Raw genomic sequence first — 17,844 nt, 5'->3', positions numbered from 1 at the left:
AACTGTAATAAATGTAGTTTGGGGTAGAATTTCAAAAGTGCACTAACTTATAATTTAATAGTACCTTATTGAGGACGATCGTTTAACGGAAACAAGTAGTGTTGTAATTATGCGTAATTCTGTGATAATAGTTGATGATTTCTCTTTGATGGCTGAGCTTGTACAGTACAACCTTGAGATCTGTGGGTATGAAAACACCACAGTGTACTATGACCCACTTGAGTGTCTCGAAAAGCTTGATGTCAAACAGTGCCCTGCTTTAATCATATCTGATTTTGATATGCCAAAACTCAACGGTGCCTCTTTTTTAAGTAAAGCCTGCAGTATCTGCACCGGAGCTAAGGGTGTAATAATGACCGACGATCCCAAAGCAGCACACAAAGCCACCCACGCCTTTCCGGTACTTCAGAAAGGCACCCCCAATTTTTTCCCCGAACTGCTAAAATACGTGACATTATCGTTGGGTAAAAAGCCGGTCATGCCTCAATCAAAAGTCGCTCTTCCCTAAATCCTTCAAAACAGAAACACCCCGGTAATACCAGCTACTATAATTAGCAAAACCGGGTGTATGCTCTGTCGAAAGAACAGCAGTACCAGAAAGGAGACAAGTGCGATACTCAATGAGGTAATATCTGCAACAGAGCTTTGGCCATAGATTACTACAGCACTCAGTATTAACCCCATAACCGCAGGTGAAACCGCTTTTTTTACTTTTTGCACCAGATCAGTGTTCTTTAGTTTGTTAAAGAAATGTATTAACAGTGAGCAAAGAATAAGTGATGGTGTTATAACTGCTATAGTCGAAACAAGAGCACCTGTAAATCCAGCGACTCTGTAACCGGCAAATGTTGCAGCATTGATTGCAATGGGCCCGGGTGTCATTTGAGCCACCGCAATAAGTTCAGCCATATCCTGAGGTGTTAACCACTGCCGTACAAATACCAGTTCATGTTCAATGAGCGGTATCGTAGCAATCCCCCCACCGTAAGCACCTACACCAATGACCAAAAAGCTTATAAACAAAAACAGCTCAACCATCAGATGATTCAGTTTCCTCCCTGTTTTTTCTTCTCACAAGAAGAAAGTTTCCCACTACACCGATAGCTATCAATGCCACTACAGGATGTATTTGGGGCAGAAGCGCCAAAATAAGTGCACAAAGTGCCAACATTACCTGTAGAGGACCCTTTAACACCGATTTTCCAAAAGTGAGTGCAGTGTAAGCTAAAATGGCGCTCACAGCCGCTGATGCTCCCTTTAGGAAGCCTGAAAAGCCGGCATGATCAAAATAGGGAAAGAGAAACGCTGCAACCAAAACCATAATAATAAATGAGGGCAACACTACTCCCAAAAGGCTAATCAACACTCCACCCACACCCCGCATCCTGTAACCGTGCAAAAGAGAAAAATTCACGATTATTGCGCCCGGGATACTTGTAGCAGTGGTGAATTCCTCCACAAAGGTATCATCATCGATCCACCCTTTGCGGGTTAGCTCATGGCGGATGATCGAAATCATCACCAAACCACCACCAATAGTTAGTGCACCAACTCTAAAGTAGATCCAAAAGATCTCTAACAGACCCGGCCTGTTCAAGTTATCTGTGTCTTTCATGCTAAATTCTTCTGCAAAAGTTTGGGACCGAATTCCTTTTTCATCCATGGTTTGTTGTCCTAAACTCATTGAATCTGGCCTGTTTTGCGATTTTGGTTCGCCAATACACGACAGTACACTGCTACAGCATACCTACTATTATGCAAGGAGTTATGAAAAGATACTCTGAGACCGACAAAAAACAAAGCCAATTCCGTCTGCACCCAAAACGTATTTTCAGCCGCTCACTATTAAGATAGCTTATGCTGGAGAGACTTTTTGGTTGGAAAAAACTATTTTTAGAGCTTTCATGTTTATAGGAAAAGGAACAACAACAGATGTCACAACTCAGCACTAAACAGCGCCAGTATCTTAAAGGTCTGGCTCATTCATTAAACCCTGTGATTCAAATTGGCAAAGATGGTTTAAGTGAAGGAATTATTTCACAGATATCAGAATCGCTCGATGATCATGAACTTATAAAGATAAATCTGCTGGAGTCTTCGGGGCTTGATCGCAATGAAGCAGCAGAGGAGATCTGCCGGAAAACAGGAGCGCAAAAAGTGCAGGTTTTAGGGTTTAAAATAATACTATTCAGAAGAAACAAAGAGAAAGCTCAGATAACGTTACCCTGAGTTTTTCTTCGCGACGCACAGGTAAGCAAATGGATAAACAGAGAGTAGTTTTTCACATCGATATGGATGCGTTCTTTACCTCTGTTGAGCAGCGTGATAATCCCGGCTTACAGGGTAAACCTGTCATCGTTGGCGCAAGGCCCGGTGAACGGGGCGTGGTAAGCGCTGCAAGTTATGAGGCAAGGAGATTTGGTGTTCACTCTGCTATGGCGGTTAGTGAGGCTTACCGTCGCTGCCCGCATGGTATTTTCCTTAAGCCAAGGATGGATGCGTATGTGAAAGCGTCAAGGGCGATAATGGATATCCTGCGCTCCTTTTCTCCTCTTATCGAACAAATATCGGTTGACGAAGCTTTTCTTGATATGACCGGAAGCGCCAGGCTTTTTGGTCAACCCCTGAATGCGGCTGAAAAGATTTTAGAGAAGATAAGGGAACAACAATCCCTGAGTGCATCCATAGGAGTTGCTCCCAATAAATTCTTGGCAAAAATAGCCTCAGATTATAAAAAACCCAACGGAATAACTGTGGTACCCTTTGCTACTGATAAGATTACAGCGTGGCTTTCTACACTCCCTGTAAGTAAAATATGGGGAGTTGGTCAGAAGACCAAAGAAAGGCTCTATGAATTAGGCATAGTAAGCACAGGGGATCTTCAGAAGTGCCCGTTTGATTACCTTCATAAAAAGCTTGGGAAGCAGGGTGCATCTCTCTATTATCTTTGCAGGGGTGTAGATGAAAGAAACGTTGAACCACCTAAGAAACCAAAGTCAATCTCCAGAGAGCATACTTTTTCTCGTGACTGTTCCAACAGAGAGGAGTGGAAAACGGTACTCTTATCACTGTCTCAGGACGTTGCAAGACAGGCAAGAGATAGTAACCTGAAGGGATCAACAGTTGTTCTTACCTATAGAAGACCCGACTTCTCCCGCCACTCCAAAAGAATGCCTTTACCCTGTCCCTGCGATGTATCCAGAGTGATTTATGAGTATGGGCTGAAGCTTGTTTCTCAGGTACGTGACACCACTCTCAGACTTATCGGTATAGGGATCTGTGACTTTGGCCGGGACCATCAACTCAACCTCTTTTACCAGGATGAGCACATACAAACACTTCAAAACGCGGAAAAAGCCGTAGACAACGTACTTAAAAAATATGGACCAGGATGCCTGAAAAGAGGTTCCGAAAACTCAAAGAAAAACAAACTGTAGGAGTACCTCTGTTTACACCAGTTTACAAAAATGAACATTTCTGCATTATCGATAAAGATCACGGGGTCTCTTTTCACTCTACTGGTCTTACCCAAAAGGTCAGAGAGTGGACAGAAAGTGAAAAACTTTATCCTGTGCACCGGCTCGACACTATGACCTCCGGGCTTCTCCTCTTTGCTCTTCACAAAGAAAGTGCAGCAATTCTTGCCTCTCAGTTCAGAAAGAAAACGATTAAAAAGATGTATCTTGCCATCGGGGGTAATCAGCCTAAAAAAAAACAGGGGGTTATAAGTGGCGATATGCAAAAGAGGCGCAACGGCAAATGGATCCTTCTTAAGACTCAAAACAACCCTGCGTTTACCCGGTTTTTCAGTACCTCTCTTTTACCCAAATTTCGCCTTTATCTGATCCTGCCCCAAACGGGTAAAACACACCAGATACGTGTAGCGTTAAAATCTATCAGAGCCCCGATTTATGGAGATTCGCTTTATGGTAAAATGGATTCTGAGGCGGACAGAGGCTATCTTCACTCCTATGCACTCTCGTTTAGATTAAAAGAGCGGGAGTACAGTTTTAAACAGCAGCCCCGAACCGGCGCCCTGTTCACGAATCATCAAATCTCGGGGGCAATTACATTACTTGAAGAAAAAGCACTGGGGTATTAAATAACCCGCTCAATCCTTGAGCTTAACTTTCCGTTCTCTTCGGTAATAAAACCAACTGTCACCGGCAGATTGAATCGTACGGGTCCCGCGCTTCCGGGGTTAAAATAGAGCACCCCATCTTTAGTTTCACTGCATGCTCTGTGACTGTGGCCGTAAACAACCGCACTAATACCCGCCGAAAGAGGATCGATATCCAGTCCTGCGATGTTATGTATAACGTATAAGTGAGCTGATCCCACTCTAACGATATCGGTTAAGGGCAATGTGGATGCCCGTGCGGAATAATCGGTATTGCCTCTTACTGCGTGTAGGGGAGCGATGCTTTCAAGCGAAGCCATGATTTCATCATCACCTATATCACCGGCGTGAATTATCAAATCCACACCGTTTAAAAGTTTAATAAGCTCAGCTCTGAGCAGGTTATGAGTATCTGAGATTACAGCCGCGACGACTTTTTTCATTTTTTTAAGACCTTAGCATCTTCTATTTCTTGTTTTGATATATCTGACATACATTTACAGGGAAGTGATATGAGAAAATTTGCACCCTGACCATCAGTTGAATTATACGCTTTGATGGAGCCTTTATGCAGTTCAACAGTGTGCTTAACTATAGAAAGACCAAGTCCTGTACCTTTTTTCCTGGTGGTAAAAAAGGGCTCAAATATCTTGTCCGGTTCATCCAGCTCTATACCTTTTCCACAATCAGACACTGTAATTTCAATTTTGGAGGTCCCTCGGGTCTCAGTAGTAACGGTTATGGTGCTTTCCGATGGACTGTGCTGGGAAGCATTATCCAGTAAATTAATTAACACCTGTTGTATTTTAGAAAGAACTCCGTTTACGTATACCTTTTTTTGAGGAATTCTGCATTTAAAGTCGACCTTCTGTTTATCATCAGAGTTACGCCACAAGAAAAGGGCATCTTCAACGACTTCCACTATATCCATTTCTGTTTTACACTCTTTGTCTATTGGCTTTCCAAAATCAAGTAAATCTTTCATCAGTACATTCAAGCGTTCAACTTGTGCCCGTATGTGTTCTCTATACACATTCAATTCATCATTTTCTCCAAGATCCTGAAAAAGCGCTTCTGAAATCGCATATAAAGCATTAAGGGGATTTCTTACCTCATGAGCAACTCCGCTAGTTAGCTTACCGAGAATCTGCATCTCCCTGGACTGCATCAGTTCCCTTTGAATCGCCTCACGTTCAAACTCCTGAGCAGCGTAGCGTGCAAATATTTCAATCAGATGAACTTCGATGGACGAAAACCTTCTCTTTTTATCATCAAGAATACAGATGGAACCGGTCACATTTCCATCTCTGCTAATCACAGGAACACCCAGAAAAGCCTCCATCGATTCAGCTGCAACACATTCTAATTTCGGGTATTGTGAATCAAAACCGGATTCAACCTCAAGAGTTTTTTGTGTTTCAAAGATTTTACCACACGGTGCGTTACAAAATTCATGCTCTCCACCATGAGTAAAGTCTCCTTTGTAATACCTGGTGATAGCCTCTACACAATCATTTTGAATACGCCCAATTACAACAAGTGGAACACTTAGAATGTTTGCGATACTTAAAGCGATCTGATCAAACATCGTTTCTCTGGATGCGGTGTAGGTTGTTGCTATTGCATAAATAGACTCCACCGTCTTATGCCTGATACGAAGCGTTTGCTCGACCTGTTTTTTTTCGGTTACATCAAAGGCAGCGATAGTTAAGCCTACAAATTTACCTGTTTTATCCAAAAGCGGTTCTACAATGGTATCAAAAACTTTTTCTAATTCCCCAATTTTCAGTAAGATCTCTTTTCTGGCTCCCTTATGCTTTTTTAAAACCTTTGTTTTAAGCTCATGAAGCTGCCTGAAATCTATATCACTACCAAGCTCATCATCTCTTTTTTCCAAAAGGAAATCGTATTTTACATTTAAAAATGGACTGTGTACCCAGGTATAGCGCATATTTACATCACAATGAGCAACAAGAAGACCCGCATTTTTCAGAATCACCCTGAAGCGCTCCTCACTGTTTCTAAGCTTTGCCTCCTGCTTCTTTCTTTTAATCACCTCTTTTTCAAGCTCATAGTTAGCTTCTGTTAACTGAATAGTCCTTTGGTTAACTCTGCACTCAAGCTCTCTTTTGGATTTTTTTAATTCCGCTTCTTTATCCTTAAGGTCTTTAAAAAAGGTATTGTACGGTTCTTCAAGACGAACCGCAATACAGACCTTATATATTAAAATAAAACTTGCAATCTTTGTTACATGGCCGATAAAAAACAAAGATCCCTCGGGTTCTGAAAAAAAGATAAGAAGAAACTCTGTAATCATACCAAAAGCAAGAGCAAGCAGCAGGATTCTGACTATTTTTAAATCAAAAGCATCTCTTTTTTTGTATATTAAAGTAGCAGAAAGAAAATATAGCGTAATGACTACCAATTCGGAAATAATTTTAAAGAGTGTAACTCCTTCACCATCAATAAAACAGGCAGGGAAAAGTCCAAGGTAGAAAATGTCAAGTGTAATCAATACTGTTATTGCAGTATTTACACCGATAAGAGCAAACAGGTTAAGCTTTTTATTTATCATTAGTGTAGCCAGTAAAAATGAACCTGACTCCAGTAAACGCGCGGCAACCCAAAACTGCGTACAAACATTGGTCGTTTTCCCCTCGAATACATTTAATTGCCCGTATGAGAGCATATGCAAAAAATCAAGAAACCCTATAAAGAGGTAGGAGACACCAATGATTAGAAAGAATGGATTTTGGTTATATAACCTTGTATGCCAGGTTACAATAAAAATACCAAAAGCAATCACAACCGATATATTCTCGGCTAACGAGTGATAAAGAGTGTAATTAAACTGATTAATTAAAAAAAGGATGGCTACAATTAAAATTATAAGTGAGGTTAAGGTACTATTGTTATTTCGAATAGACATAGCTATAGTCCGCCTTGCAGCTATTTATTTTGTTGAAAACGATATTAGTCATCATGAGAAATTTTGAAAGAAATGCCGAGAACAACCGAGATTGAGATTGAGAAAATTCTATCTAAAGATAATTAAGGGCTAAGCCTAATCAAAGCAGTACCTGTGTCGAAAAAATCAAAACAATAAAAAAAATTATATAAGCCATAGTTGTGGATTTTTACAATGTTTTTTTCTATAATGGCCTATTGTCCTGATTTTTTTATAATAAGCTCAATTCCATGGTAAGGACAGAAATTATAGTCCCCCTGAAATTGTTTTTCACACGCATTGCACCATTTTTGGGGCAAAAAACAAACCAAGGGAAGGTTAAACCTAAAAACCTCATCGTGAATTGTTATAGTGAAATTAGTAGAATCCAAAACACTGAATAAACTCTCATCTTGTTCACCCCTAAACACTGCGTATTGAATATTTTGCCCCATTGATCCCATCATGTTTGAAAAAACGGGCTTAAACATATCTAATGTCATTTTCAGATCTGAACTGATTGCATTTCTGGGAAGAGGAAGATGACGAACCATGTTTTCAGTACTAAGAACCAAATTATTCATTGTCTCTTCAAATGGCGCATAATTAATCGTTCCAAGGGGAGAAATGGTCCCATCAAGGACAAGAAATATAGTGTATCCGCTTATAACAGCAGAAAACTCCTCGATATACTCCTGGTTCATCGCAGGATTATTCCTCATCGAAATTACCCAAAACTCCTCAGGTAACCACCATACCATTCTGACCGATCGATCATCCTTTGAACTCATTTGTGTATGGCTGATAAGTTCAGTAAGTGTAACATTCTCAAGATGATCACCTCCAAATAGCGCTCCGTGGGAAAAAGTCAGAAATACTACTACCATTATCATAAGTAATCGTTTCATTTTCATGCCTCCAGACGAGGTTAAGAGTGTTTAACTGTCTTAAAGAGAGAAAAAAGTACACGATAAAGCCAGCAGGAAGTATGTTTTGATAAACACCAATAAGCTTACTTTTAAATATCTTATGGACAGGATGTACGTCAAGGCTTTTCGGCACCAGCTTAAAAAAGGATTTAATCATGATCCCTAACAGATTACATCATCTTTGCGGGTTACCACTACCCTGTTTGCTTTCTGTTCCTGATACCAAATCCGTCTCACCCAGACCCATACTCTGTTTTCTTCACGGGTATGATGAGGGGGCTCCGGTAGAGATCAGAGAAGGCCTTACACGTCACGGGCCTCTTAAAACCACCAGTCACCTGATGGCACGGGATGAGTTCATAGTTATTGCAGCCCAAATGCCCAAGCGTGGAGATCTGTGGTATAAATTCAGTGATGCATTAAGGCAAATTGTGGAACTCATACAGAAAGGGGAAGATGGTGATCCCAAGCGCACCTATCTCACCGGTTTCAGTTATGGTGGTAACGGTGTATTCGATCTAGGTGCAGCACTACCCCATGTATGGGCGGCTTTGTGGGCCGTTGATCCTACCCGCGTACCAAAAAATGAGCTGAAACAACCCCTGTGGCTCTCTTCTGGTGAAATATCTCGCTTAAAGGAGAGTCTCTTTGTTCAGAAATTAAAGCTTAAAAGTGCAGATACCAAGTATACTGAATATGATCGAATAATTGTGGATTACAATCAGGACCATGTTGGGACTGCAACGTTTGCCTATAATGATATAAGATGCTATAATTGGCTGCTTTCAAAAAGTTTATAGGCCAAATTTTCTCATTTAAATACACTCCCTCCCTACCAGCCTGAAAACAAACTCATTTCAGCTCCGGGGATAAGTTTTCCCCTATAAGCCTATTCGGGCACCTGTTTTGCTCTCTAATAAATACAATTGATAAGAAGAAATAGCATTTTTACCTATCCACCCATATAGTACAAGAGGGATATGCAGATGGATACGCTCTCAACACCACAGGTATCAGCACTTTTAGGAAGAGCAGACGTAGAACTGATTGATGTACGCTCTGTTGATGCTTACAATGGGTGGCGTTTACAGCATGAAGCAAGAGGAGGCCATATACGGGGTGCAAGGTCGCTGCCCTGCAAGTGGACCAGATATATTGACTGGCCCGATATTCTCAGGGAAAAAAGAATCGATCCACAATCCTACCTTATTCTGTATGGCAATAGCGATGACCAGGTAGGTATGGTGGCAAACCGTCTCAAACGTGCCGGATATTCAAACTTAGCCCTATACAACTCATTTATATCACAATGGTGTCAGGATCCAAGTAAACCGATGCAAAAGCTGTCAAGATATAGAGACCTGATACCAGCACGGTATCTGTATTCAGTACTAAATAAGATAAATGACGGTAACACAATACTTTGTCACGTACACTATCAAAACCCCGATTCCTATACCAGCGGACATATTCCCGGGGCAATCGATCTTGACACTAACAAGTTAGAGGACCCACAAACCTGGAACCGTCGCAGCCCGGAAGAACTTAAAAAGGCTCTTGAAGAGTGTGGGATTACAACAGATACAACAGTCATTCTCTATGGAAAGTTTTCCTCGCCACATAACAACCAGCCCTTCCCCGGAAGTAATGCCGGACATCTTGGAGCAATGAGAGCGGGGGTTATTTTGCGTTATGCTGGTGTAAAAGAGGTGAAAATTCTTAATGGTGGGCTCCAGGCCTGGATTGATGAAAGCTATGCGCTTTCTACAGAATGGGTAAAGAAGAAGCCGGTAACAGAGTTTAGAGCTCCCATACCCCTGCACCCGGAATATTTCACAAACATTGACAAAGCTAAAGGCATACTCAAAGATCCGCTCTGCAATTTGGTATGTGTTAGAAGCCGCAAGGAATATAAAGGTGAGGTAAGCGGGTACAATTATATAAACAAAAAAGGTAGGATACCAGGTGCAGTATTTGCGGAAGGTGGTTCCGATGCATATCATATGGAAAACTATAGAAATGTCGATCATACTACAAAAGAATATCATCAGATTGAAACAATGTGGAACAATGTGGGAATAACTCCTGACAAACACAACTCCTTTTACTGTGGCACCGGCTGGCGGGCCAGTGAAGCTTTTATGAATGCATGGTTTATGGGCTATCACAATATTTCAGTCTTTGACGGGGGATGGTTTGAGTGGAGTAATGACCCCACAAATCCAGTAATAACTAAATAAGTAAATTATAAAGTAAAATGGATTGGCGGGAAAGTATGAGCGTAAAAGATCAAAGCATGGTAAAAGATGTTCCCAAAGCAACTGCTGACACCTGTTTTGGGATGGAAAAAACAAAGGCTGTTGAAATGCTTATTGATGGGTTAATAAAATCTCCACGGGCAATAGCAAGTTTGTTTTTTTACGATGATTTAGGATCAGATTTATTCAAAAAAATCACCCAACTACCGGAATACTACGTCACTAAATTAGAAGTAAAGCTCCTTAAACAACTATCTCCTCACCTAATTGAGTTTCTTACAGAGTGTGACATTGTAGAGTTAGGAAGTGGAGACTGCCAAAAGGTCTCAACACTTCTTGATTCACTTAACGGTAACTTAGATTCTACACGGTATATTCCTGTTGATATAAGCAGAAAGGCTATCGATGATTCCACCGAAAGCCTTACAGTTAAATATCCCGGCCTTGCATTAGAAGGAATCGTAGGAGATCTTTTTACACAAATAAACACAATTTCAGGAGGTCGAAAACGCCTTTTCATGGTTCTGGGATCAACAATTGGAAATTTTTCCTCTTATAAGAGGAAATCCTTTTTCAAAAATCTCAGAAAGGTAATGACTGAAAAGGACCTGTTTATCCTTGGTGTTGATTTAATAAAAGATAAATCTATTTTAGAAAGTGCATACAACGATTCCCAAAACATCACTGCTGATTTCAACTTAAACATACTAAATGTTGCAAACAGTGTACTACATTCCAATTTCGACATTCAAAATTTCTGTCATCGAGCATTCTATAACGAGCGGCATTCAAGAATAGAAATGCACATTGAGGCGCTCCGTGAGATGCAAATATCAAGTCCATGCATGCCTTTTAAGATGCATATCAGAAAAGGGGAGCGAATCCACACCGAAAATTCCTACAAATTCACCTTATCTCAAATTGCTGGTGAATTGAAATCGGCTGGTTTCAAACCAAAGGAATTTCATAATGATTCGATGAACTGGTTTTCACTTGTAACATCTAACTAACCTACTCTGATATATGATGAATGTAGAAAGAGTTAGATCTTCTTTTCCCATTCTATCAAAGAAAATCAATGGTTCTACCCTTGTTTATTTTGATAATTCTGCTACCACTCACAAGCCGGTACAGGTAATCGATAGTGTCTCACAATTCTACTGTCAATGGAACTCAAATATTCATCGTGGAATACACTATCTTAGTGAAAAAGCCACTGAGATGTATGAAAGCTCCAGGGAATCAGTAAGGGAGTTTATAGGAGCGGAAAACTCCAGTGAAATTATATTCACCCGTGGTACCACCGAAGCCATTAATATGGTTGCCACTTGTTTTGGAGCTGTTAATGTGTCGGAAGGTGATGAGATAATTATTTCAGAGATGGAACATCACTCAAACCTTGTTCCATGGCAGGTTTTGTGTAAACAGAAAAAAGCAACTCTTAAAGTCATTCCTATCACCGACAACGGAATACTCAGAGCCGATCTTTTGCTCTCTTTAATTACCCAAAAAACAAAACTGATAGCCATCACTATGGTCTCTAATGTTCTTGGTACAGTGAACCCTGTTAATGCAATAATCAAAACCGCTCATAGCTTCAATATACCTGTAGTGCTGGATGCAGCTCAATGTATACAACACACCAAAATCGATGTTAAAGAGCTGGACTGTGATTTTGTGGCATTTTCCGGACATAAGATGTATGCCCAAACCGGAATCGGGGTACTGTATGGCAAAAAGAAGTGGCTGGATACGATCTCTGCCTATCAATATGGGGGTGGAATGATCTCATCTGTTGATCTTTTTTCTACCGAATTTTGCTCTCCGCCCAATAAATTTGAAGCAGGGACTCCAAATATTTCCGGGGCATTGAGCCTCAAAGCAGCAATCGACTTTTTAAACGATATCGGTCTTAATTCCATTGAGCAACATGAAAAAAACCTCATGGAGTATGCCACCCAAAAACTGATGGAACTGGAGCATATCACCATTTATGGACCTCAAACCAACAGAACAGGAGCACTTTCCTTTAATATAGATGGTATCTCTTCATACGACGTTGCAGCCTTATTAGACAGAATGGCAATAGCTGTCCGCTCAGGTACGCACTGCGCCCAACCACTTATGAAACGACTTGGTATTAAAAATTGTATCAGAGCCAGCTTCGCACTATACAATACAAATCAGGAGATTGATCTCTTTATTCAGGGCATTAAAAGAGTGTTAAATTTGTTAACTTAGAAATTGCAAGGGGTTTTATGAACATAAATGAGAAACAAAACCTAATCACCACTACTATAAGCGCGCTCGATGACTGGGATCGTTATGAATTTTTGATCACTAAGGGGAAAACGCATAACAACTTAAAGGAAAACTTTCAATCAGAAGACAATCTTATATCCGATTGTCAGTCTCAGGTATGGATAAGTGCCCAAATCATTGATGGCAAAATATTTTATCTTGTTGACAGTGATTCTCTTATTATAAAAGGAATACTACACCTGTTTACGGAGATCCTTAATAATCAGCCCGCAGAAGATGTAGCTAATGCTGAGCTGTTTTTTTTAGAAAAAAGTGGTCTCCATTCAAAGCTTTCTCCCTCCCGTGCCAATGGAGTAAACGGCATAATGAGTAGAATTAAGGAGATCGCAAAGAACTTCTGTTAACCTTGTTTCAGACCTCCTGAAGTATCACACTTAACTCCTTAGCCCACGTTTTTATGCCATCCCAGTCCCTGAAATCTCCAGTGGGAGCCTTTACTGCCTTTAAAACCAACCTTGGGAATAATTTCAATTTTTGGGGATCAATTTTGCCTGCAAACAGTTTTTCTGATACAGGTTTAACAAACTGCTTGATTGGTTCAAGATAGGTAGAAGCATCTTTCTGGCTTTCGGGGTTATCATTTTGGGGAGCCATACAAACCGCAAATATAGCAACCTTTTTTGTTTGAAGGACTGTTGCACGTTTTGAAGCAAACGTTACCATCTCTTTGAGCGGACGGCCCATCCTTATAGCTGAGCCCAAAATGATGGCATCATACTGTTCGGTAGCTTTCACCTCTTTAACCGATTTTGCTTCAGCAGTAATATGCTCCTGCTTACCCATAGTTTCTGCAATACATTGGGCTATTTGAGATGTTGATCCAGAAGCACTCGCATATGCTATAAGTAGTTTCATTTTTATTTCTCCAAAAAAAATGCTAATAAAATATAATTTCCCATAGATGCCTTTTTTCAAATTAATTGAAGCAAAGAGGTGAATGGACAGGCCAAATAACTTGAGATTGCCTGGTCAAATTACTGAGATTGTACAGTGTTCGTTATTATGTCTATATAAAAACACCTGTATACATTTATTTCTCTCTATAAACTCATAAGTGAGAATATTATTATATATTAAGTATAATGATTTTTTACATTATAACTAAAAGCATTGCTGACACAGATACTATCACAGCCCTGCAATTAGGAGTGTTATATGGGAAAAAAGATCATCAGAGCTTCACGCTGGTCCTGGCACTCAGCTGTTTTACTCTACGCTAAAGCCGTTACACTTTTTTTTGCATTTTTCTGTGTTGTAAGCGGCCAGGGCCCAAAAGCTTTCGGCAATGAATCATTATCAGATGGTAAAAACTTTAGAGGAAGAGCTCTTCGTGCATCCGATTCCACAGCTATAACCAACACCAGACTTATCTTCAGCCAAACGTACATTGTAATGCCGGAATACGGTATATTACCACCACCATATTATGAACCCATACCTCCCGGTGATGCACGGCCTCTTTACGGGGTAATTGATCCGGGAAGAGAGCAGTATGAACCACCCTACCAGGGAGATACTTTTGAAAAGGGTACAGGTACTCTGAGTGAATCCGTTGAGGAACAATCTTTATCGCATAATACTGATAACTCCGTTACTAGTGACCACAAAGGTAATTTTGAAATCAACCGGGACCTGAGATATTCATTAGTTACCATCATAGCCGGTATGGTAGACTCCGTTTCGGGAGATACCGTTGACTATACCACCTCACCACAGGTCATCTATGAAGTTAACACCGATTCAGTATACAGTTTCTACTTTAGCCCCGTTCATACCACCAGAGCAGATTATAAACCAGCTAAACGTGCTATTAAAGAGCTGCATACTGTGCAGGGCCAAACGGTCACCCTTGATATGAGCGGTTGGAGCAGTACAGAAGCTCCGCGCGTATCAGTAATTGATATGCAGGGGAAGGTCATAGAGAGACTGGGGGCGTCAAACGGCAAGGTAATTAGCTGGAATACCAGCAACACACCAGCGGGAGTCTACTTCATCAGACTCAGCAATCACCACACATCGAGGGGAATACGGGTAGTGGTGAAGTAAGGTTTGGTCTTACTACAAACAACCGGACCTATTGCCCGGGGCTCTTTAAGACCTGCGCCCCAAAGCGCAAGCGTAGCATTTTGGAAGTAAAGATGTCTTAAGTGTAGCAATATATCACACTAAAAATATTGCCTTCATTCCTTTTACCAGCCCAAAATGCAACAATGTGAACGGTCCGAATAACCAAATAGACTCGCCAAAAATAAGGTCGACAATGAGGTTTTTGTGGAGAAATTCCATCCACTTACCATGAAACGATCACACCTGTTGCCCATACCAGTTTTCTTAGCTGAGCTTATTTGATTGTTTATGTATGCCCATTTTTTCTCAGGTATCACCAAGCCACAACTTACGGTCTAAACTTCTATATTGAATCGCTTCTGAGATATGCGGTGAACGTATGCATTCCTCCCCCTCTATATCTGCTATTGTTCTTGCAACTTTCAGAATTCTGTCATAGGCCCGTGCAGAAAGGCCCAGCTTTTCAATGGCACTTTTTAGACGCTCAAGGCAACTATCATCCAGATCGCAATATTTTCTTATATGCCGAGACTCCATGTGCGCATTGCAAAATATTTTCTTTTTTCCCCCAAAACGCTCAAGCTGAATGCTACGGGCCTGACACACCTGATTTCTCAAAGATGTAGAATCCAGCCCCGGAGTTTTCTGCGAAAGCTCTTCATAGGTTAGTGCTGGAACTTCGATATGAATATCGATTCTATCCAGTAAGGGGCCGGAAATTTTTGACATATAGCGCTGAATCTGAGGTGGTGCACAGGTACAGTTATGCCTTGTATCTGTATAGTAGCCACAGGGGCAGGGATTTAAAGCCACTGCTAACATAAAGCGGGCAGGGTAAGAAAGAGACATTGCAGCCCTGGAAATTGTAACCCTTCCATCTTCAAGCGGTTGACGTAGATTTTCAAGTACGTTTTTATTGAATTCCGGAAGTTCATCAAGAAACAATACGCCATGATGACTAAGGCTCACTTCACCGGGACGGGGATAGGAGCCACCCCCGATCAAACCGGCATCACTTATTGTATGGTGTGGTGAGCGGTAGGGGCGTACCGCTAAAAGTGGAGTTGAAGAATCGAGGAGTCCGGCGACAGAGTGAATTTTTGTAGTTTCAAGGGCTTCATTGAGCGACAGATCGGGCAGTATGGTGGGCAGTCGCCTGGCGAGCATGGTTTTTCCTGAACCAGGTGGACCAATCATAAGAATATTATGTGATCCTGCAGCAGCAACCATAAGAGCCCGTTTAACATGCTCCTGCCCTTTAACATCCTTAAAATCAACTCCGTATTTTCTTGCCTGATTGAAAAGTGCTCCCAGATCTGTGGAGTGTGGGGTGATAGGCTCAAGTTTCTGAAGAAAAGCGATGGCCTCAGAAAGATTTTCAACGGGATATATAGAAACACCTTCTGCAACGGAAGCCTCCCTGGCATTATCTTTTGGAATAATCATTCCTTTTATACCCATATCCCTGGCACAGATAGCCATAGAGAGCATACCCTTAACTTTTTTTACAGAACCATCGAGTGAAAGTTCTCCTACTATAACAAAGTCGTTTAAATCTGAGATGGTTACCTGCCCCGAGGCCATCAACAGCCCCACCGCAATAGGCAAATCAAAAGCAGAACCCTCCTTTTTTACATCAGCCGGGGCCAGATTGACAGTGACTTTTCTGGGTGGAAATTCGTAACCACAATTTTTTACCGCTGACATTACCCTTTCCCGAGACTCCCTTATCGCACCGTCAGGCAATCCCACAATGGTAAAAGCCGGAACCATGTCAAAAACATCTGCTTCTATACCCACTTCGAATGCATCAATACCGAGAACAGCCATTGAACGCAGTTTAGCAAGCATCCATTACCCGCGCTTTCGTTGGTTTAGTGAATTTTAAACTGGAAAAAAGAGGTCGTAAATGAGAGTACTGTTTAATAAATTAGTTACGGGGAGTCTTTTGGTCAACTTTTTTTTGCTGACTGTAGGGTACGGACTGCCTTTTATGCTTTTATCGCTCTTTAGGTACGGACTAGCTTTTAGTCTCAAAGTTTTTCTCAATCTGAGAATGGAAGTAGGTATTTTCTTTAATCTCACTGTTTTGGACATTTAAAAAACCTTTTGCACATTTGGCATTTATTTTGCATAATTCATTGGCAGCATTTTTCCTTACTCTTATCGAAGGGGATCACATGCCTACCACAAGACGAATCGAAGTACCCGGTGCCTTAGCTCACATAATGGCTCATTCCATAGAACAGAGAGATCTTTTTGTTGACGATTCTGATAGAAACGACTTTCTTCAAAGACTTAAAGAGGGGTTAAGGAAAACTGGATATAAGTGCTACGCCTGGACATTGATGGATAATCACTACCACCTACTCGTTAGAACAAATTATCTACCCATGAGTAAGCTTATGCGAGCATTGAATGGGGGATATGCTCAATATTATAATAAAAGACATAAAAGACGGGGATATTTGTTTCAAAACCGATTTAAATCAGTAATTTGTCAGGACCAGGGATATGCTTCTCAATTAATCAAATACATTCATCTTAACCCCCTTAGGGCCGGTAAAGTTCGGTCATTAGAACAATTAGAAAGTTACTCATGGTGTGGACATGGGTTTTTAATTGGGAAACCTGGATCCATAGGTGAAAGTTTTCAGGACAGAGATGAGTGCCTGGTACGATTTGGCAAAAATCGACTAGAAGGGGTAAATAATTATAGATCCTATTGCGATGATAATTTTTGCTTCGATGACTTGAAGTGTGCTGGTAAATTACCAGAAACTAATAATCTGGAAATAAAAATATCGTGTAAAGGATGGCCTGCTGTAATTGGAGACTCCAAATATGTAAAAGAAACTCTTGAAAAGTACAAGAAAAATCTCAACAGAAAGCATCGCGTTTCAGATTATCCATACGTACTTAAAACCACGATGAAATCAGTCTGCAATACTCACAAAATAGAACCATATGCATTATTTAGACGTGGTAGAATAAACATGGTCACCCAAGCCCGAGCAAGTTTTTGTTATCTGGTGCATGAATTAGAACTCATTCCCTGCTCTGTAATCTCAGAGTACCTAAAGATCAGTATTGGATCTGTTTCACGCTTGGCTAAACAGGGTAGGAAAAGATATCACAAAGAACTTAATCAAATCCCCTCGCCAAACATTAACCATTGAAATAACTCCATAGTATACTTAA

At 40.9% G+C, this 17,844-nt stretch carries 18 protein-coding genes; 11 read left to right on the top strand and 7 right to left on the bottom strand.

Annotation, left to right across the window (positions count from 1 at the left end):
* The first annotated feature begins 109 nt into the window (after window positions 1-109).
* A complete protein-coding gene (locus QA601_00285; protein MDG5813503.1) occupies window positions 110-508 on the top strand; it encodes a response regulator in 399 nt (132 codons plus the stop codon).
* A 5-nt stretch (window positions 509-513) separates the two neighbouring features.
* Here the strand turns inward: QA601_00285 and QA601_00280 are convergent, their stop codons facing one another.
* Both QA601_00280 and QA601_00275 read right to left on the bottom strand, forming a co-directional pair.
* Complete coding sequence (locus QA601_00280; protein ID MDG5813502.1) at window positions 514-1,038, bottom strand: chromate transporter; 525 nt, start codon at window positions 1,036-1,038, stop codon at window positions 514-516.
* Window positions 1,031-1,663: a chromate transporter gene (locus tag QA601_00275; protein ID MDG5813501.1), complete on the bottom strand. Its 633-nt coding sequence runs from the start codon at window positions 1,661-1,663 to the stop codon at window positions 1,031-1,033. Before QA601_00275 ends, QA601_00280 begins: the two co-directional genes overlap by 8 nt.
* 269 nt (window positions 1,664-1,932) lie before the next feature.
* Here QA601_00275 and yhbY point away from each other — a divergent pair, with 269 nt between their 5' ends.
* From yhbY to QA601_00260, 3 genes are read left to right on the top strand one after another with little or no spacing between them, the layout of a single operon-like run.
* Entirely contained in the window at window positions 1,933-2,229 is a 297-nt protein-coding gene (gene yhbY / locus QA601_00270) for a ribosome assembly RNA-binding protein YhbY (protein MDG5813500.1), read from the top strand.
* A 29-nt stretch (window positions 2,230-2,258) separates the two neighbouring features.
* Window positions 2,259-3,437 carry a DNA polymerase IV gene (gene dinB / locus QA601_00265; protein ID MDG5813499.1) on the top strand — a complete coding sequence of 393 codons (1,179 nt, stop codon included), beginning with the start codon at window positions 2,259-2,261 and terminating at the stop codon, window positions 3,435-3,437.
* On the top strand, window positions 3,392-4,102 hold the full coding sequence (locus QA601_00260) for a TIGR01621 family pseudouridine synthase (GenBank protein ID MDG5813498.1): 711 nt from the start codon (window positions 3,392-3,394) through the stop codon (window positions 4,100-4,102). The genes dinB and QA601_00260 overlap by 46 nt, the downstream gene beginning before the upstream one ends.
* Here the strand turns inward: QA601_00260 and QA601_00255 are convergent.
* From QA601_00255 to QA601_00245, 3 genes are all read right to left on the bottom strand, one after another.
* Window positions 4,099-4,563, bottom strand: coding sequence for a metallophosphoesterase family protein (locus tag QA601_00255; GenBank protein MDG5813497.1), 465 nt, complete (start codon window positions 4,561-4,563; stop codon window positions 4,099-4,101). The genes QA601_00260 and QA601_00255 overlap by 4 nt on opposite strands.
* Window positions 4,560-7,049, bottom strand: a complete 2,490-nt coding sequence (locus tag QA601_00250) for an MASE3 domain-containing protein (protein MDG5813496.1) — start codon at window positions 7,047-7,049, stop codon at window positions 4,560-4,562. The genes QA601_00255 and QA601_00250 overlap by 4 nt, the downstream gene beginning before the upstream one ends.
* 233 nt (window positions 7,050-7,282) lie before the next feature.
* Entirely contained in the window at window positions 7,283-7,975 is a 693-nt protein-coding gene (locus QA601_00245) for a hypothetical protein (GenBank protein ID MDG5813495.1), read from the bottom strand.
* A 176-nt stretch (window positions 7,976-8,151) separates the two neighbouring features.
* Here QA601_00245 and QA601_00240 point away from each other — a divergent pair, with 176 nt between their 5' ends.
* The 5 genes from QA601_00240 to QA601_00220 all read left to right on the top strand — a co-directional run bounded on the left by QA601_00240 (window position 8,152) and on the right by QA601_00220 (window position 12,920).
* Window positions 8,152-8,796 (top strand): hypothetical protein, encoded by a 645-nt coding sequence (locus QA601_00240; protein MDG5813494.1) that lies wholly within the window; start codon window positions 8,152-8,154, stop codon window positions 8,794-8,796.
* Between the two features lie 186 nt (window positions 8,797-8,982).
* Entirely contained in the window at window positions 8,983-10,236 is a 1,254-nt protein-coding gene (locus QA601_00235; GenBank protein MDG5813493.1) for a rhodanese-like domain-containing protein, read from the top strand.
* Window positions 10,237-10,271: 35 nt separating this feature from the next.
* Complete coding sequence (gene egtD, locus QA601_00230; protein MDG5813492.1) at window positions 10,272-11,264, top strand: L-histidine N(alpha)-methyltransferase; 993 nt, start codon at window positions 10,272-10,274, stop codon at window positions 11,262-11,264.
* Window positions 11,265-11,277: 13 nt separating this feature from the next.
* On the top strand, window positions 11,278-12,495 hold the full coding sequence (locus tag QA601_00225; GenBank protein ID MDG5813491.1) for a cysteine desulfurase: 1,218 nt from the start codon (window positions 11,278-11,280) through the stop codon (window positions 12,493-12,495).
* Between the two features lie 17 nt (window positions 12,496-12,512).
* Complete coding sequence (locus QA601_00220; protein ID MDG5813490.1) at window positions 12,513-12,920, top strand: SufE family protein; 408 nt, start codon at window positions 12,513-12,515, stop codon at window positions 12,918-12,920.
* Window positions 12,921-12,927: 7 nt separating this feature from the next.
* Here the strand turns inward: QA601_00220 and QA601_00215 are convergent, their stop codons facing one another.
* Window positions 12,928-13,431 carry a flavodoxin domain-containing protein gene (locus QA601_00215; GenBank protein ID MDG5813489.1) on the bottom strand — a complete coding sequence of 168 codons (504 nt, stop codon included), beginning with the start codon at window positions 13,429-13,431 and terminating at the stop codon, window positions 12,928-12,930.
* 300 nt (window positions 13,432-13,731) lie between these two features.
* On the opposite strand from QA601_00215, the gene QA601_00210 reads away from it, so the two are divergent.
* Window positions 13,732-14,622: a T9SS type A sorting domain-containing protein gene (locus QA601_00210; GenBank protein MDG5813488.1), complete on the top strand. Its 891-nt coding sequence runs from the start codon at window positions 13,732-13,734 to the stop codon at window positions 14,620-14,622.
* A 327-nt stretch (window positions 14,623-14,949) separates the two neighbouring features.
* Here the strand turns inward: QA601_00210 and QA601_00205 are convergent, their stop codons facing one another.
* A complete protein-coding gene (locus QA601_00205; GenBank protein MDG5813487.1) occupies window positions 14,950-16,494 on the bottom strand; it encodes a YifB family Mg chelatase-like AAA ATPase in 1,545 nt (514 codons plus the stop codon).
* A gap of 329 nt (window positions 16,495-16,823) precedes the next feature.
* Here QA601_00205 and QA601_00200 point away from each other — a divergent pair, with 329 nt between their 5' ends.
* Window positions 16,824-17,822 carry a transposase gene (locus tag QA601_00200; protein ID MDG5813486.1) on the top strand — a complete coding sequence of 333 codons (999 nt, stop codon included), beginning with the start codon at window positions 16,824-16,826 and terminating at the stop codon, window positions 17,820-17,822.
* Window positions 17,823-17,844 lie beyond the last annotated feature (22 nt).

Source organism: Chitinispirillales bacterium ANBcel5 (genome assembly GCA_029688955.1).
GTDB lineage: Bacteria > Fibrobacterota > Chitinivibrionia > Chitinivibrionales > Chitinispirillaceae > Cellulosispirillum > Cellulosispirillum alkaliphilum.
This window is presented reverse-complemented; position numbering and strand designations above follow the sequence as displayed.

Bases quoted from the DNA above. Each gene is read 5' to 3' on its own strand.
- QA601_00285 (MDG5813503.1), top strand. From the start codon at position 110: ATGCGTAATTCTGTGATAATAGTTGATGATTTCTCTTTGATGGCTGAG.
- QA601_00280 (MDG5813502.1), bottom strand. From the start codon at position 1,038: ATGGTTGAGCTGTTTTTGTTTATAAGCTTTTTGGTCATTGGTGTAGGT.
- QA601_00275 (MDG5813501.1), bottom strand. From the start codon at position 1,663: ATGGATGAAAAAGGAATTCGGTCCCAAACTTTTGCAGAAGAATTTAGC.
- yhbY (MDG5813500.1), top strand. From the start codon at position 1,933: ATGTCACAACTCAGCACTAAACAGCGCCAGTATCTTAAAGGTCTGGCT.
- dinB (MDG5813499.1), top strand. From the start codon at position 2,259: ATGGATAAACAGAGAGTAGTTTTTCACATCGATATGGATGCGTTCTTT.
- QA601_00260 (MDG5813498.1), top strand. From the start codon at position 3,392: ATGCCTGAAAAGAGGTTCCGAAAACTCAAAGAAAAACAAACTGTAGGA.
- QA601_00255 (MDG5813497.1), bottom strand. From the start codon at position 4,563: ATGAAAAAAGTCGTCGCGGCTGTAATCTCAGATACTCATAACCTGCTC.
- QA601_00250 (MDG5813496.1), bottom strand. From the start codon at position 7,049: ATGTCTATTCGAAATAACAATAGTACCTTAACCTCACTTATAATTTTA.
- QA601_00245 (MDG5813495.1), bottom strand. From the start codon at position 7,975: ATGAAACGATTACTTATGATAATGGTAGTAGTATTTCTGACTTTTTCC.
- QA601_00240 (MDG5813494.1), top strand. From the start codon at position 8,152: ATGATCCCTAACAGATTACATCATCTTTGCGGGTTACCACTACCCTGT.
- QA601_00235 (MDG5813493.1), top strand. From the start codon at position 8,983: ATGGATACGCTCTCAACACCACAGGTATCAGCACTTTTAGGAAGAGCA.
- egtD (MDG5813492.1), top strand. From the start codon at position 10,272: ATGAGCGTAAAAGATCAAAGCATGGTAAAAGATGTTCCCAAAGCAACT.
- QA601_00225 (MDG5813491.1), top strand. From the start codon at position 11,278: ATGATGAATGTAGAAAGAGTTAGATCTTCTTTTCCCATTCTATCAAAG.
- QA601_00220 (MDG5813490.1), top strand. From the start codon at position 12,513: ATGAACATAAATGAGAAACAAAACCTAATCACCACTACTATAAGCGCG.
- QA601_00215 (MDG5813489.1), bottom strand. From the start codon at position 13,431: ATGAAACTACTTATAGCATATGCGAGTGCTTCTGGATCAACATCTCAA.
- QA601_00210 (MDG5813488.1), top strand. From the start codon at position 13,732: ATGGGAAAAAAGATCATCAGAGCTTCACGCTGGTCCTGGCACTCAGCT.
- QA601_00205 (MDG5813487.1), bottom strand. From the start codon at position 16,494: ATGCTTGCTAAACTGCGTTCAATGGCTGTTCTCGGTATTGATGCATTC.
- QA601_00200 (MDG5813486.1), top strand. From the start codon at position 16,824: ATGCCTACCACAAGACGAATCGAAGTACCCGGTGCCTTAGCTCACATA.